Genomic DNA, 14,015 nt, shown 5'->3' with positions numbered 1-14,015 from the left:
GGCACGCGCCCCTTCAGTCCGGTGACGCGATCAATTCGCTAACCACCGCGGTGGCGAAACTGCCGCGAGGCAGAGCGAATGAGAGTACCACGCTCTGGGCTTCGCGGTTTAGCTGTGGCTCGCTCAAACGAACGCGTAATGCCCGCTGGCCGCGCCTGACTCCGCTGCGCAGCAGGCCCTCGCACAGCGACGGATGACGATCCAACAGCGCAGCCTCGTAGTCACCCGCTGCCTGCTGACTGATATTGCCGACGCCCCACAAGGGACCTGTCGGATGCACATCCAATGCATCGGCACGCGCGCAAAGCGTGGTGTCTACCTGGTCAACATTGAACACGCTCTGGGTACCGTCAAGCATTAGCGTATCGCCGTTAACTGGTTGCTGCCACTGGTTTTTCTCAATTCTTTCGCTAAGCAACTCGTTGAACAGAAAGCTGCGGGCGGTGGACAGCAAAATACCGTGACGATCGTCACGCTTGCGCCATCCGCGCGCCAACAATGCTTCTGCGCGCTGTAGATTGCGCCCCGCTGGCCCGAAGCGTTGCGACCCAAAGTAGTTGGGCACGCCCTGCTCGCATAGCAACTGCCAACGCTGGCTAACGTCATCTGTCTCTATCGCTTCCCCGCTCAACCGCAGTTGAAATCGGTTATAACGATGCACGCCACGCTTCAGCTTGCGCGGGTGTCGGGCATGCTGCAAAACGCTGATGCCGCCATCGGCGAGGGCCTGCATCAACCCCTCAGGGGCTTCCTTGCCGGGTAAATGCACGCTCAACCATTGGCGAGTCACCGCGACACGGTCCTTCATCCCCGAATAGCCAACGTCACGGGGTGCAACGTCACAGCGCTGACTGAGTGTTTTAACGACCTCCAGGGTCGTCAGGTTGCGCTTTTCAATGTTCAGCCAAAGATGTTCGCCGTGCCCCTCCGGGGCAAAATCCAGCACCTCGTCGACCAAAAAGTCATCCGGCGCCAGACGAAACCTGCCAGGTTTTGGCGGACCGAGTGCCGCTTCCAGGCTGCGCTTCCAGCGGGGTAATTCAGGCATGGGGCCTCTCATTCAGGCCGAGCAGCACCACCGCTTCGGCAGCGATGCCTTCACCGCGCCCGGTAAAGCCCAACCGCTCGGTAGTGGTGGCTTTAACATTCACCTGGCCCTGGCTCACACCCAGATCGGCCGCGATCACCTCGCGCATGGCGCCCACGAAGGGGGCCAGTTTTGGCGCCTGGGCCATCACCGTGGCATCGATATTGACGACGTTATACCCTTCAGTACGCACCAACGCGATAACCTGGCGCAAGAGATCGCGGCTGTCCGCCCCTTTCCATGCCGGGTCGGTGTCCGGGAAATGATGACCAATGTCGCCCAGCGCACAGGCCCCCAGCAGGGCATCGCTCACCGCATGCAGCAGTACATCGCCGTCGGAGTGAGCAATAAACCCTTTATCAAACGCTACCTTTACCCCGCCCAACATCAGATGATCGCCGGGACCAAACCGGTGGACATCAAATCCATGACCAATGCGCATTAGTGGCTCCTCTCGGTGGTATCACGCTGTGACGTAAGAATCGCGGCCGCCAGTGCCAGATCATCGGGGTGTGTCACTTTAAGGTTATCCCGTCGCCCGGACACCAGTTGGGGAGCATCGCCCAGCGCTTCCACGGCGGAGGCTTCATCGGTCACCAGCGTATGCCGGTTTCGTGCATCGTTTATCGCTCGGTAAAGCTGGCCGTAACGGAAACCCTGGGGCGTCAGCGCATGCCAGAGTGCGTCACGGGGTTCACTATGCAGGCTGGCACCGGCAGGACTGGCACGTTTCATGGTGTCAGCCACCGGCATCGCCAGGAGCGCACCCGCGGCATGGTGCTGCACGGCCTGGTAAAGCGCCAGCAGATCTTCACGGGTCACGCAGGGGCGGGCGACATCATGGACAAGCACCAGATCGTTATCCCCGGCGTCGATGGCCGTGAGCGCGTTGAACACACTGTCCATGCGCTCTTCGCCACCAGTGACACGCTGCCAATCGGCAAACGGCACCCACTTTTCGGCGAACCAGTGGTCGTCGTCGTCAAGGCAGAGTACCAGACGCGCATTTGGGAAAGCGCTGTGCAAGCGTTCCAGGGTATGGGCAAGCAGCGGGCGGCCCAGCAATGTCAGGTACTGTTTGGGCCTGTCCGCCTCCATTCGGCGTCCTTGACCGGCAGCGGGCACCACCAACCACAAAGGATCACTCATCGGGCAACTCCGGCCTGACCACCGAGCGGGCGTTGATGCCGACCAACTCCTCCTCGATGGCAACGCCTGGCACCCAGAAAAACTGCTCGTCGGTACGCACCATGCCCATATCGCTGCGCGCTCGCTCTTCAATCGCGTCCAGGCCGTCCTTGAGATCGGTCACTTCCGCCGCCATTCTGGCATTGCGCTCGCGCAGGGGCACATTTTCTGCCTCCTGATCGGCAACGCGCTGCTCGAGTTGCTGCAAGTCGCGCCAGCCGCCATCGCCAAGCCAAAGTTGGTATTGCAGCATGCCCAACACCAGCAGCAGCGCGATTAATAGCCATCTGCGCATGACCGCTCTCCTATAAATGCCGCTCAAATACATTTTGCCTAAATTGGCGCGCCATTATGCCATCAAGCCGCCCGATCAGCGAGTTGCTTTCATTTATACGGTAGCGCGGCAAAGGCCGCATCACGGTAGGCAGCCACTTGTTGCCCTTCTTCACGGCAAAAGGTCGCGACAGCGTTCGCGAGGCCGGGATGGGCCAGGTAATGCAATGAGCGCACACGCTGCGGTGCAAAGCCGCGCAGTAGCTTGTGCTCGCCCTGAGTACCCGGATCAAACAGCGTCAGGCCCTGCTCGAGACAGAACTCGATGCCCTGGTAATAGCAAGCTTCAAAATGCAGGCAGTCGGCCACCACCTCACTGCCCCAGTAGCGCCCATAAAGCGTCTGAGCGCCTCTAAAGTAAAGCGCTGCCGCAACAGGTCTACCTTCAAGGCGTGCCTGTACCAAGAGCAGCGACTCGGGCATGGCATTGTAAATACGGGTAAAAAAATCCTGGGCCAGATAAGGCGGCCGCCCGCGCTCCTGGTAAGTAATGGCGTAACACCGGTAAAAATGCGTCAGGTCAGCAGGCGTGATCTGTTCGCCGACCAAGCGCACCACCTCCAGCCCCTGATCGGCCACCAGACGGCGTTCACGCTTGATCATTTTACGCCGCTTGGACGTCAACGCAGCGAGAAACCCGTCGAAGTCGCCGAAGTCTCGATCACGCCACTGAAACTGCACGCCCTCGCGGCTGATGAGCTCGGGGCACTGGGCCTGCCACACTTCCACTTCTGACGTGCCCGCAAACAGCAAATGCCAGCTTGAAAGGTCATGGCGCTGGCACTGCTCCCGCCAGCCCTGGGCCAGGGCCGCGTAGACGACGTCTGTATCAGCGTCTTGGGCTACCAAGGCACGCGCGCCGGGTACCGGAGTAAACGGTACGGCACTCAGCGCTTTAGGATAATAATGCCCCCCGGCGCGCTCAAAAGCATCAGCCCACCCCCAATCAAACACATATTCGCCGTAGGAATGGTGCTTCTCGTAAAGCGGCATTGCGCCCACCAGTTGCGCGCCTTTCCAAACGGTTAAATGGCAGGGCTGCCAGCCGGTCGCTGGGCCTACCGAACCGCTCGCCTCCAGCGCATGCAGGAAGGCGTGACGTAAAAACGGCTGATCGGCATCTACCAGAGCATCCCACTGACTGGCCGACACAGCCTCCATGGCAGATAACACCGCAACCGATAGCGACACTGGCATAGCCTCTCCCAGACCTAGGGTTGGTTTCAATTAAGCTACTCTACACTATGCGGGTTCATTACCCTTACGGTACAAGCTCGTGATTTAACGCAACGAATTGCCTCGCGCCTGACATCAGGATCCATCAAGGAGACGCCATGACCTGCCACCTCAACGCCTGCCTGGAGACTCAGCGTCTCGCCTGCCGCCAGTCGCCTTACCCCTCCCGGGCGGAACGACGTGAGCTTTTGGCCCGGCTGGCGCTGATGACCAGGCGCCACCGACACGCCATCATCGAGGCCATCCAGACCGATTTCGGCCAGCGCAGCGAGGTCGAGATTCAGCTTGCCGACATTCAACCGGTACTTGATGCTGTGAGCCATGCGCGTCGTCATCTATGGCACTGGATGCGCCCCTGGCGAGTCAGCGTCCCCTGGCGGCTACTGCCTGCACGTGCGCGTATTGCGCCCCAACCTCTTGGCGTTGTAGGTATTATCGCCCCCTGGAACTACCCCTGGAGCCTTGCGTTGGTGCCGGTCGTTGATGCACTCGCGGCGGGAAACCGCGTCATGCTCAAGCCCAGCGAGCTCACGCCACACACCAGCGCCCTGCTTGGCCGACTGGTAACGCAGTATTTCAGCCCCCGAACACTGTGCGTGATTGAGGGCGACGCCACCACCGGCCAGGCGTTCAGCGCTCTGCCATTCGACCATTTGCTGTTTACCGGCTCGCCCCAGGTCGGCCGGAAAGTTGCATTGGCCGCTGCCAACAACCTGACCCCAACGACGCTGGAATTGGGCGGCAAAAGCCCGGCGTTTGTAGCAGGGGATGCCGACTTTACGCGTGCTGCCGACGCGATTATTTTCGGCAAGGGCATGAATGCCGGGCAAACCTGCATTGCCCCCGATTACGTGCTGGTTGAAAGCCGCCATATCGATGCTCTGACCAACGCTCTGAGCCGCGCGATTTTAAAACAGCGCCCCTCGGCACGGGAGGCCACCCAGCCAATAAACGAGGCTCAGCGTGCACGCAGTGAAGCGATGCTCGCCGAGGCGCGTAACCACGGATGCCGAATCATTGACCACGGCGCCCACGCGCCCGCGCTGGTGATAGATCCCCACCAGAGGCTTGCCGTGATGCGCGAGGAAATTTTCGGCCGCTGCCTGCCAGTTATCAGCGTCAAGGACAGCAATAAGGCGCTTGACTTTGTCGCTGCGCGACCACATCCGCTGGCGATTTATGTATTCACCCAGCAACGCGATCAACAACGCCATTGGCAACACGCCAGCCAGTCTGGCGCCCTGGTATTCAATACCACACTGTTGCATCACGCCGTGCCGGGGCTGCCGTTTGGCGGCGTCGGGGCCAGCGGCCACGGGGCCTATCACGGCCGTCACGGCTTTCACCGTTTCAGCCACCTGCGCGGGATGTTTTATCTGGCCAGCCGCTCTCCTGCCACGCAGCTATACCCACCTTACCGTCGCTGGCTACTAAAGTTACTTCGTCTCATTTAAGCCGGGGAGCAAACGGCCGATAATGTTAATATAAGGTTTTATTGACACCTTCCCACGGAGCAAGGATGCCAGCACCACCAACCCTCGATAACGAGCCTCAGCGCCTGGACGCGGTGCATGCGCTTCGTGTCCTCGACACCCCCAGTGACAGGGCGTTTGAACGCTTGACACAACTGACCCGTGACCTATTCGATGTGCCTGTTGCCTTGGTATCGCTCATCGATCAAGAACGGCAGTGGTTTAAATCGCACCAAGGAATTGAGATGTCTGAAACGGACCGGAGCATTTCTTTCTGCGACCACGCCATCGCCCAAGATGGACCGCTCATCGTTGAAGACACCCTTGAAGACGAGCGCTTTGCCGGCAATCCATTGGTCACAAGCCCGCCGCATTTCCGCTTTTACGCAGGCTTCCCGATACGGCCCCTCAATGGCATGGCCGTTGGCACTTTATGCATTATCGACTACCAACCGCGCCCATTCAGCGAACGTGACTTGAAGCTACTGGGTCGTTTAGCGGGTCAGGTTGAAGAACTGTTTCGCCACCACAAGCTGCAGGTTGAACTCACCCAGACAGCCAACCGGATGCATAAAGAGCAGCAACTGCTCAAAGTTCTCCACCACGGCATCACCGACTATCAGGCGCTCATGTCCGGCGAGCAGCTGTGGACCTTTTTAACGGAAGCCCTGAGCGAGCTCACCGACAGCGAATACACCTTGATTGGCGAGGTACTACCCGGCGATATCAGCAATGCGCTGAAGCTTAATGCCATTAAAGGCCCTTTGTGGAGTTCCGAATCGCGTCATCACATAGAGCAACTGCTCAGCGGCGACATGGTGCTCAAGAACCCCAACTCGCTGTTGGGTAGGGTCTTTGCCCGGGGTGAGGTGGTCATCGACAACGATGTTAATGAGCATACCCAGCGCAGCGAGTTCCCGCTGGGCCAGGTGCAGTTTGGAAACTACCTGGGCGTGCCTATTTTCAATAGCGGCCAACTCATCGGCATGTTTGCCATCGCCAACAGCCGTCAGCAGCTGGACCAGCATCTGCTGGACTGGCTTCAGCCCTTCACCGACACCTGCGTGCTACTGATCAACCTTTACCGCCAGATGGCTGAGCGCGAGCAGGTCATGCAGGATTTAGCCAATACCCGCGATCAAGCCGAGCGTGCCAACCAGGCCAAGAGCGAATTTTTATCATCGATGAGCCATGAACTGCGCACGCCGCTCAACGCGATTATCGGCTTTGCCCAAGTACTCGGCCACAACCCCCGCGCACCTCTGAATGACAAACAAAAACGCCAAGTCAACCAGATCGAAAAGAGCGGCCACCATCTGCTTAGTTTGATAAACGACGTACTGGACTTGGCCAAAGTCGAAGCGGGCCAACTGTCGCTTTCCATTGAAGCCATTTCGTTGAACAGCATCCTCGAGGATGCCTGTAGCACCCTCGAGGCTAACGCCGAGGCCGCCGGTATCACCTTGACCTGTTCATTACCTGATACCGACTTGAAGATCAGTGCCGACTACACACGTACCAAGCAAATACTTCTCAACCTGCTGTCCAACGCGATCAAGTACAACGTGGCCAACGGGCGTATCGATATCCTTGCGCAGCATCAGAAAGATGTCGCCAAGCTCAGCATCAGCGACACGGGCCCCGGCATCCAGACCGACCGGTTGAACGAGCTGTTCGAACCGTTTAACCGCCTTGATGCTGAAGAAAGCCATGTGGAAGGAACCGGTATAGGATTGTCCATTACCCGGAAGCTAGTGGAACGCATGCATGGAGAGATTGGCGTCGACAGCCAGCCAGGCCATGGGACGACGTTCTGGTTCACGTTGCCAGTGTCGACCTCCCCCGCCACTGAGCGCCCCGAAGGCGCTGACCGACAACACCTGCCAGAGACTGCAAACCAGCAAACACTGCTGTACATCGAAGACAATCCTGCCAACCAACACCTGATGGAAGATATTGTCGACGCCATGGAGGGCGTGACGCTTCGCACCGCATCAAGTGCTGAGATCGGCCTGGAAATGATGCGTTACGACATTCCCGCTGTGGTGATAATGGACTTGCACCTACCCGGCATCAGTGGCTATGACGCGTTGATCAAGCTGCGTACGACTCCCCTCTATCGCGATGTGCGCGTCATTGCCCTTTCGGCCAATGCGCTGCCCAGCGACATAAAAAAGGGTCTCAGAGCAGGGTTTGATGCCTATTTAACCAAACCAATCGACATTAAACAGTTTACTGACACGCTTAACCCGTTGCTGGGAGCGCCCATCAGGCAGGAGCCATGACATTCTATTCCAAACACGTACTGGTCGTTGACGATAACACTGTCAACATTGAGCTAATGCTCGACTTGCTCGAAAACCAGGGTTTTCACAACACTCATGGCATCAGCGATTCCCGCCATGTGCTCGCCTATTGCCAGCGGTCACTACCTGATCTGTTATTGCTGGACATTCGCATGCCTTACCTGGATGGCTACGCGGTTATCGAGCAGCTCAACGCGCACCTTGGCGAGCAGACGCCGCCGATTGTCATCCTCACGGCCCAGATTGACGACGAAACCAGACAGCGCGCGCTGGCGCTTGGCGTGCGCGACTTTGTTACCAAGCCTTTCAAGCATGACGAGGTGCTGCAACGCATTCTCAACGTGCTGAACGTCGAGCATCGCTACCACGTCCGCGACCGACAGGCCGACACTCTGGAACGCATAGTCAATGAACGCACTCAGGCGCTTTACCTTCAATCATGCACCGACCCCATTACGCGTTTACCCAATCGGCGCGGCCTTACTCAAGCCCTCAGCGAAGCGGCAACGCACAACGATGCCACTGGGCTATTGTTTATTGCCTTAGACCGCTTTGATGATGTCATTCGACTGCATGGGTACCGGATTGCCGAAAGGCTAATGAGCCATATTGTACAGCGCCTGGGTGAGCGCCTGAGCGACTCCCACACACTCGGCTTATGGGGTGGCAGCGAGCTGTTGGTGATTAGCGCCACTGATGACAAGCGTAAGCTTCTGTCGCTGGCCCATCACCTGATGGAAACGTTCGAAACCGACCAGCAGGTTGACGATTTGCTGCTGCCACTAGGAGCAAGAGTCGGCATTAGCCAAGCCCGCGGTGCATTTGATATTGAGCGGTTAGTCCATATGGCGACCTTGGCGCTACCACAGAAGAACGGCAGAGCCGTTCAGTGCTATAGCGAAACGCTCGAGGCCCAGCAGCGCCATCGGCTACACGTTCTGCAAGCCTTGCGTGGCGCCACCGAACGCGGTGAAATGTCGCTTGTCTTCCAGCCCAAGCTGCGCCTGAGTGATCAGCGTATTATCGGTGCCGAAGCATTATTACGTTGGCACCATCCCGACCTGGGACACATATCACCAGGCATGTTCATTCCTCTGGCTGAAGCCAGCGGAGATATCTTTTCGATTGGCGAGTGGGTTCTGGAAGAGGCCATGAGGACGATCGCCGACTGGCGACAGAAAAACGTGTTCAGCAATGACTTTCACATTGCGGTGAACGTAGCCGCCCGGCAGCTGGCGCGCAAGGATTTCGCCGAAAGCGTCTTGCGTCAGTTGGAAGACCACCAAATCCCCGCGCACTTCTTCGCCATTGAGGTCACTGAATCCGGTTTAATGAGCGATATGCAGAACGCACGGCAACAGCTTGAGCAGTTTACCCAGGCCAATATCGCCGTGGCCATCGATGATTTTGGCACCGGCCACTCGTCGTTGGCGTATATCAAGACGCTGCCTTTTTCAACGCTGAAGATTGACCGCGCCTTTGTTATGGACTTGGAGGAAAGCGACGTAGAACGCCAACTGGCGCGCACCATTGCCCAACTGGCGCATAGCGTGGGCAGTGATGTTGTCGCGGAAGGCATTGAAACCGCGTATCAGGCCATGTACTTACGGGGCATTGGCTGTGAAACTGCTCAAGGCTATTATTTCTCGCGGCCATTACCGGCCAGCGAGTTCCTCGCCTGGTGCGATAATTGGCAGCCGCACTTGCCACCAACCTCCACGGAGACCGTTTAATGGCTCACGACTTGCTCGACCGGATACGCCAACGCCTGGAAGATCTCAACCGCTCGGAGCGTAAGGTCGCCAACGTGATTATCGATGATCCTGCGGCCGCCACCAGCCTGAGCATTGCCAGCCTGGCACAGGCGGCAAGCGTCAGCGAGCCGACGGTGAACCGCTTCTGCCGCAACTTTGGCGCCAAGGGCTATCCCGATTTCAAGATCAAACTTGCCCAGAGCCTCGCGGGCGGCACCCCCTACGTGACCCGGGCAGTCGAGCCTGGCGATTCCGCCACCCAGTACACCCAGAAAATCTTTGGCGCCACCATTGCCGCACTGGATGAAGCCCAACGTGAAGTCGACATGGGCGCCGTGGAACGCATGGTGGATTACCTGACCCAGGCCAAGCAGATCCACTTTTTCGGCCTTGGGGCCTCCGGTGCGGTGGCGCAGGATGCCCAACACAAGTTCTTCCGCTTCAACCTGCCGGTCATGGTGCACATCGATGTGCTGATGCAACGCATGGTTGCCGCTGCCTGCCATACAGGCGATGTGGTAGTGATCATTTCCTATACCGGGCGTACCCGTGAACTGGTCGACATTGCTCGCGTCGCCCGCGAAGCGGGCGCTGTGGTGCTGGGCATCACAGCGCCGGATTCACCGCTTTCCCAGGAATGCACCGCCACCCTTGAAGTCGCGACACCGGAAGACACTGACCATTACATGCCCATGACGTCACGCGTGATTCAACTGACGCTGATCGATGCGCTGGCCACCGGTGTGACGCTCAGGCGCGGCGAGGATTTCCTGCCGCACCTCAAAAAGATCAAGGACAGCCTACGGGAAACACGCTTCCCTGTTCCCAAAAACACCTAGGGCGTTTAATCGGTCACAGCAGCGCAAACGGTAATCTCGACCCTCAGCTCGTCGGCAGGCATCGGTGCACATACACAGGTGCGTGCCGGCGCATGGCCTTCCGGCACCCAGGCATCCCAAACGGCATTCATCGCCGCGAAATCGCTACCGTCCTTGAGGTAGATCGTGGCGGTCAGCAGCTGTTCACGCGACGAGCCAATCTCGCTCAACAGGTCATCCACCCGCGCCAGCATGCTTTCGGTTTGTGCCGTGATATCGTCGTAACGCGCCTCTGGCCCGGCAACCTGGCCACATAGGTGGGCCACACCCTGATGGATGACCGCACGGCTCATGCGGGCTTTGGTGTCGTGGCGTTCAATTGTCATGGGGTTCCTCGTTATCGTTGAATCCGTTGTCATTCGGCCTATTCGGCACAGCCGATGCACTTGAGCACCAGCGGGTCGCTTTCCAGACGCTTAATGTTAATCCACTCGCCGCATTTGATACATTCACCGAAGACACCCTGTTCGAGGCGCTGTAGTGCGCCCGCGATACGCGTCACGTTTTGCTGGCGACGCTGCTCTTCGGCCTTGGCCATGGCCTGCCCCTGAAGGGCGTCCATACGCGACAGTCGACCTACCGAGGTTTGATCCAGCGTCACCGTATCCCGAGCCCCGGCACTGCCAGCACTTTCGTCGATCAGCGTTTCGCGCAGGGTGATTAAACGGGCCTTCATGGCCTCCACGTCTACATCGGGATGGTTCATCGCCGCCTCCTTAGGATCTGCTGTTATACTTGGAGAATTAACCTTTTACGAGCGCCCCTTCGCCCGCTTGTTTCGCAAAGGATACTGCATCATGGGCTATCGTACCCTGCTGCGCGACCACCGTAGTGTGTTAAGTATCGCCTTTTTGGCAATGTTCAGTTCAAGCCTTGGGCAAAGTTTTTTTGTCGGGCTTTTTCAGGCACCGCTGGCTGACCATTGGCAGTTCAGCGCGGGCCAGTTCGGTACCGCCTACACCGTCGTGACGCTCGTTTCAGGGTTTGTAATGCTGTATTACGGTCCTTCCATCGACTGGATATCCCCACGCCGATTCGCGATTACCGTGCTGTTCGCCCTGGTGACGGGCGTTGCCCTGCTCACCCTTTCCCCCTGGTGGTGGCTTGGCGTTCTCGGCCTGGGCCTGGTGCGATTATGCGGGCAGGGCATGTTGACCCACCTGGGCAACACCCTCGCTGCCCGGGAGTTCACCACCCAGCGGGGCCGCGCAATGGGGCTTGCAAGCTTGGGCATTCCACTTGGCGAAGCGCTGCTTCCACCGCTCGTCGCGGCGACACTGCTATGGCTAAGCTGGCAGTCCTTCTGGTGGTTGCTTTGTGCCCTGCTGGCCCTGCCTTGGTTATGGCTGCTGCAGCGTGCCCCCTGGTCCAACGCCCCGGGCCAAAAACCCCAGAAACGTGACACCACCGGGCCGCGACCCTTTTACGAGCCTCGCTTCTGGGCGTTATTGCCGCTGCTCATGTCGCTGCCGATCACCATGACAGGGCTATTCATTTACCAGGCGCAGCTGACCGATGCCCTGGACAGCTCGCTGAGCGTCTATGCGCTGGCCCTTACCGGCATGGGGGTCGCCAAGCTTCCTGGCGCACTGTTGGGCGGCCGCTGGATCGACAAAATTGGCCCGGTGCGTCTAGCCCGCGTGTACTTGATTCCTTATGCGGCGGCGATGCTATTCGCCACACTGGCCGGAGGGAACGCAAGCGTTTGGGCGTTGATGGTGGGAGGCGGTTTGGCCATGGGCGCTCAAGAGCTGATTGCCTCGGGCCTGCTGATCAAGCTGTGGGGCATCGAGCACCTGGGACGCGTACGCTCCGCGCTCAGCGCCGCCATGGTATTTTCCACGGGTATCGCCCCAGCCGCCATCGGACTCGCGCTCAGCGCTGGCATGGCGTTTCCGGCCATCCTTGCCACGATGCTGGCGTTTATCGTCGCCGCCTGGTGTCTTGCCCAACGCGTTTTGCAAATAGCCAACCAAGCGGCCAGCCCCTAGCGCAGAATCAGCACCGGCAATTGGGCCTTCCTCAGCATCGCGGTGGTGGTGCTGCCAACCAGCAAATGGCGAATGCGCGAATGGCCGTAGGCGCCCATGACCAGCATATCGATGCCATGTTCCTCTTTGTAGGCGCGCAGCGTCTCTTCGACATCACCCGCTCGAATCGCGCCTTCGGCCGTATGTCCCGCACTCGTCAGGCTCGTCAGCGCCCACTCCAGCTGTGAACGGTGCTCGGCGGTTTCCGCGCCGACGATGACAACGTGGCAGGTCGCACCGTTAAACAACGGGCTCTTGGCCAGCATTTCAACGCCTTTGCGCGCTGTGTTGCTGCCATCGAAGGCCATCATGACGTTTTCGGGATGGGTAAATGTTCTGGGCACCATCAGGATAGGGCGGTGCACTTCGCGCACCACGCGCTCCAGGTTTGAACCTATATGGCCGCTGGCCTGGTGAGCGGTTTCACCACGCTTACCCACCACCAGTAGGCGTACACTCTTTTCCTGCTCGACCAGGGTTTCCACCAAGGTACCGTTGCGCTGCATGGCATCTAGCGCTTCGACACCCGCTTTCAAGGCTCGCTGCCTGGCATCCTCCAGCACCAGCCTGCCTTGCTCACGCGCCAGCTTGGCACGCTGTTCTTCGACGTCGGATAGCTTTTCCAGTAGATGCTCGCGGGTGCCCAGCCCCAGATTGCCGGTCAGGTCAGGCTCGGAGATTTGTGGGTGGTTATCCACTACATGAATAAACGCGAGAGGCGCATCAAGCGCCTTGGCAGCCCAGGCAGCGTAGTCGCATACCCCTTCGGAAAACTGGGAACTGTCGATAGCCGCCAATACTCGATCAGACATTGATCAACCTCACTCAAGCAGGTGCAATAAACATTATTGTTGTGGCCTACCTTTTTACACGAACTTATTGACCGGCAACAGCGCCTGCCCCGACATCTCAACATGATAAGCTTGATGACCGCTGGGGCGAATTTGCAAGGGGACGTATCTTGGGTATTAGCTGGGGTAGCATTATGCTGGTGGCAGTTGGCGGGGCTTTCGGTGGCATGGCCCGCGTGGCCACCTCGAACCTGTTTGCCAAATGGCTAGGCATCGCATTTCCTTGGGGCACCCTGGCCGTTAACCTGCTGGGCGCTTTTGCCCTTGGCTGGGTGGCGAGCACCCTCAATCAGGGCAGCCCACCATTCGGTGATGCGTGGCTGTTTGTCGCCGTTGGGCTACTGGGCGGCTTCACGACGGTCTCATCCTTCAGCTTGCAGACCCTGGGCCTGTGGGAAAGCGGCATGGGAGGCAAGGCACTCGCCAATATCACCAGCACGCTGACACTCGGCGTTGCGGCGCTGGGGTTAGGTGCATGGTTAGCGGGAGGGGGCCTATGAAGACGCTTGCCACCTATGCCGCGGTTGGCATCGGCAGCGGGCTGGGCAGCGCGCTGCGTTACGTCATCTCGTTGTCGATGACAGGCACCCTGGGTAGCTCCTTTCCCTGGGGGACGCTTCTGGTCAATGTTGTCGGCTCAGGGCTGATCGGCTGGCTTGCCGGGCGCATTGCCCGGGCACCCGATGCACAACGCAAACGCTGGCAGCCCTTTTGGGTGGCGGGCTTTTGCGGCGGGTTCACCACCTTTTCTCTATTCAGCTTGGAAGTCGTTTCACTTGCCCAGACCCAACCCATCCTGGCGTTGGCTTATATCGCTGTCAGCCTGCCTTTATGGTTGGCGGCAGTCTGGGCAGGACAACGCTGGGCCAATAGTGGTTAA

The 14,015-nt window shown here is 58.8% G+C and carries 15 protein-coding genes; 7 read left to right on the top strand and 8 right to left on the bottom strand.

Going from position 1 to position 14,015, the window contains the following annotated elements; genetic code table 11:
* Positions 1–13: 13 nt before the first annotated feature.
* The 5 genes from truD to R3F64_RS07950 all read right to left on the bottom strand — a co-directional run bounded on the left by truD (position 14) and on the right by R3F64_RS07950 (position 3,805).
* Positions 14–1,048 (bottom strand): tRNA pseudouridine(13) synthase TruD, encoded by a 1,035-nt coding sequence (truD, locus tag R3F64_RS07970; RefSeq protein ID WP_332610757.1) that lies wholly within the window; start codon positions 1,046–1,048, stop codon positions 14–16.
* On the bottom strand, positions 1,041–1,529 hold the full coding sequence (gene ispF, locus R3F64_RS07965) for a 2-C-methyl-D-erythritol 2,4-cyclodiphosphate synthase (protein ID WP_332610755.1): 489 nt from the start codon (positions 1,527–1,529) through the stop codon (positions 1,041–1,043). Before ispF ends, truD begins: the two co-directional genes overlap by 8 nt.
* Positions 1,529–2,236 (bottom strand): 2-C-methyl-D-erythritol 4-phosphate cytidylyltransferase, encoded by a 708-nt coding sequence (ispD, locus tag R3F64_RS07960; RefSeq protein ID WP_309780599.1) that lies wholly within the window; start codon positions 2,234–2,236, stop codon positions 1,529–1,531. Before ispD ends, ispF begins: the two co-directional genes overlap by 1 nt.
* A complete protein-coding gene (gene ftsB / locus R3F64_RS07955; RefSeq protein ID WP_268901970.1) occupies positions 2,229–2,570 on the bottom strand; it encodes a cell division protein FtsB in 342 nt (113 codons plus the stop codon). Before ftsB ends, ispD begins: the two co-directional genes overlap by 8 nt.
* A gap of 89 nt (positions 2,571–2,659) precedes the next feature.
* Positions 2,660–3,805, bottom strand: a complete 1,146-nt coding sequence (locus tag R3F64_RS07950; RefSeq protein ID WP_332610751.1) for a GNAT family N-acetyltransferase — start codon at positions 3,803–3,805, stop codon at positions 2,660–2,662.
* Positions 3,806–3,942: 137 nt separating this feature from the next.
* Between R3F64_RS07950 and R3F64_RS07945 the strand changes: the two genes are divergently transcribed.
* From R3F64_RS07945 to R3F64_RS07930, 4 genes are all read left to right on the top strand, one after another.
* The gene (locus R3F64_RS07945) at positions 3,943–5,298 is read left to right on the top strand and encodes an aldehyde dehydrogenase family protein (protein ID WP_332610749.1); all 1,356 of its coding nucleotides are present in this window, start codon (positions 3,943–3,945) and stop codon (positions 5,296–5,298) included.
* Positions 5,299–5,363: 65 nt separating this feature from the next.
* Entirely contained in the window at positions 5,364–7,601 is a 2,238-nt protein-coding gene (locus R3F64_RS07940; protein WP_332610747.1) for a hybrid sensor histidine kinase/response regulator, read from the top strand.
* Positions 7,598–9,355: a putative bifunctional diguanylate cyclase/phosphodiesterase gene (locus tag R3F64_RS07935; protein WP_332610745.1), complete on the top strand. Its 1,758-nt coding sequence runs from the start codon at positions 7,598–7,600 to the stop codon at positions 9,353–9,355. Before R3F64_RS07940 ends, R3F64_RS07935 begins: the two co-directional genes overlap by 4 nt.
* A complete protein-coding gene (locus R3F64_RS07930) occupies positions 9,355–10,215 on the top strand; it encodes a MurR/RpiR family transcriptional regulator (RefSeq protein WP_085917202.1) in 861 nt (286 codons plus the stop codon). Before R3F64_RS07935 ends, R3F64_RS07930 begins: the two co-directional genes overlap by 1 nt.
* Before the next feature lie 5 nt (positions 10,216–10,220).
* Here the strand turns inward: R3F64_RS07930 and R3F64_RS07925 are convergent, their stop codons facing one another.
* Positions 10,221–10,580, bottom strand: a complete 360-nt coding sequence (locus tag R3F64_RS07925) for a RidA family protein (RefSeq protein WP_085917201.1) — start codon at positions 10,578–10,580, stop codon at positions 10,221–10,223.
* Positions 10,581–10,618: 38 nt separating this feature from the next.
* Complete coding sequence (locus R3F64_RS07920) at positions 10,619–10,960, bottom strand: TraR/DksA family transcriptional regulator (RefSeq protein WP_085917200.1); 342 nt, start codon at positions 10,958–10,960, stop codon at positions 10,619–10,621.
* Between the two features lie 91 nt (positions 10,961–11,051).
* Here R3F64_RS07920 and R3F64_RS07915 point away from each other — a divergent pair, with 91 nt between their 5' ends.
* Positions 11,052–12,245 (top strand): MFS transporter, encoded by a 1,194-nt coding sequence (locus R3F64_RS07915; protein ID WP_199283911.1) that lies wholly within the window; start codon positions 11,052–11,054, stop codon positions 12,243–12,245.
* On the opposite strand, the gene R3F64_RS07910 is transcribed toward R3F64_RS07915, so the two are convergent.
* The gene (locus R3F64_RS07910) at positions 12,242–13,096 is read right to left on the bottom strand and encodes a universal stress protein (protein ID WP_085917198.1); all 855 of its coding nucleotides are present in this window, start codon (positions 13,094–13,096) and stop codon (positions 12,242–12,244) included. The genes R3F64_RS07915 and R3F64_RS07910 overlap by 4 nt on opposite strands.
* Positions 13,097–13,245: 149 nt before the next feature.
* Here R3F64_RS07910 and R3F64_RS07905 point away from each other — a divergent pair, with 149 nt between their 5' ends.
* The gene (locus tag R3F64_RS07905) at positions 13,246–13,635 is read left to right on the top strand and encodes a fluoride efflux transporter FluC (protein ID WP_233337267.1); all 390 of its coding nucleotides are present in this window, start codon (positions 13,246–13,248) and stop codon (positions 13,633–13,635) included.
* Positions 13,632–14,015: a fluoride efflux transporter CrcB gene (gene crcB / locus R3F64_RS07900; RefSeq protein WP_199283912.1), complete on the top strand. Its 384-nt coding sequence runs from the start codon at positions 13,632–13,634 to the stop codon at positions 14,013–14,015. The genes R3F64_RS07905 and crcB overlap by 4 nt, the downstream gene beginning before the upstream one ends.

This window comes from Halomonas sp. 5021, from assembly GCF_036663435.1.
In the GTDB taxonomy this organism is placed as follows: Bacteria; Pseudomonadota; Gammaproteobacteria; order Pseudomonadales; family Halomonadaceae; genus Vreelandella; species Vreelandella janggokensis.
Note: the sequence above shows the minus strand (reverse complement) of the source record. Positions and strands in the feature narration are given on the sequence as shown.

Excerpts from the sequence above, each read along its gene's own strand:
- truD (WP_332610757.1), bottom strand. The coding sequence starts at position 1,048 with ATGCCTGAATTACCCCGCTGGAAGCGCAGCCTGGAAGCGGCACTCGGT.
- ispF (WP_332610755.1), bottom strand. The coding sequence starts at position 1,529 with ATGCGCATTGGTCATGGATTTGATGTCCACCGGTTTGGTCCCGGCGAT.
- ispD (WP_309780599.1), bottom strand. The coding sequence starts at position 2,236 with ATGAGTGATCCTTTGTGGTTGGTGGTGCCCGCTGCCGGTCAAGGACGC.
- ftsB (WP_268901970.1), bottom strand. The coding sequence starts at position 2,570 with ATGCGCAGATGGCTATTAATCGCGCTGCTGCTGGTGTTGGGCATGCTG.
- R3F64_RS07950 (WP_332610751.1), bottom strand. The coding sequence starts at position 3,805 with ATGCCAGTGTCGCTATCGGTTGCGGTGTTATCTGCCATGGAGGCTGTG.
- R3F64_RS07945 (WP_332610749.1), top strand. The coding sequence starts at position 3,943 with ATGACCTGCCACCTCAACGCCTGCCTGGAGACTCAGCGTCTCGCCTGC.
- R3F64_RS07940 (WP_332610747.1), top strand. The coding sequence starts at position 5,364 with ATGCCAGCACCACCAACCCTCGATAACGAGCCTCAGCGCCTGGACGCG.
- R3F64_RS07935 (WP_332610745.1), top strand. The coding sequence starts at position 7,598 with ATGACATTCTATTCCAAACACGTACTGGTCGTTGACGATAACACTGTC.
- R3F64_RS07930 (WP_085917202.1), top strand. The coding sequence starts at position 9,355 with ATGGCTCACGACTTGCTCGACCGGATACGCCAACGCCTGGAAGATCTC.
- R3F64_RS07925 (WP_085917201.1), bottom strand. The coding sequence starts at position 10,580 with ATGACAATTGAACGCCACGACACCAAAGCCCGCATGAGCCGTGCGGTC.
- R3F64_RS07920 (WP_085917200.1), bottom strand. The coding sequence starts at position 10,960 with ATGAACCATCCCGATGTAGACGTGGAGGCCATGAAGGCCCGTTTAATC.
- R3F64_RS07915 (WP_199283911.1), top strand. The coding sequence starts at position 11,052 with ATGGGCTATCGTACCCTGCTGCGCGACCACCGTAGTGTGTTAAGTATC.
- R3F64_RS07910 (WP_085917198.1), bottom strand. The coding sequence starts at position 13,096 with ATGTCTGATCGAGTATTGGCGGCTATCGACAGTTCCCAGTTTTCCGAA.
- crcB (WP_199283912.1), top strand. The coding sequence starts at position 13,632 with ATGAAGACGCTTGCCACCTATGCCGCGGTTGGCATCGGCAGCGGGCTG.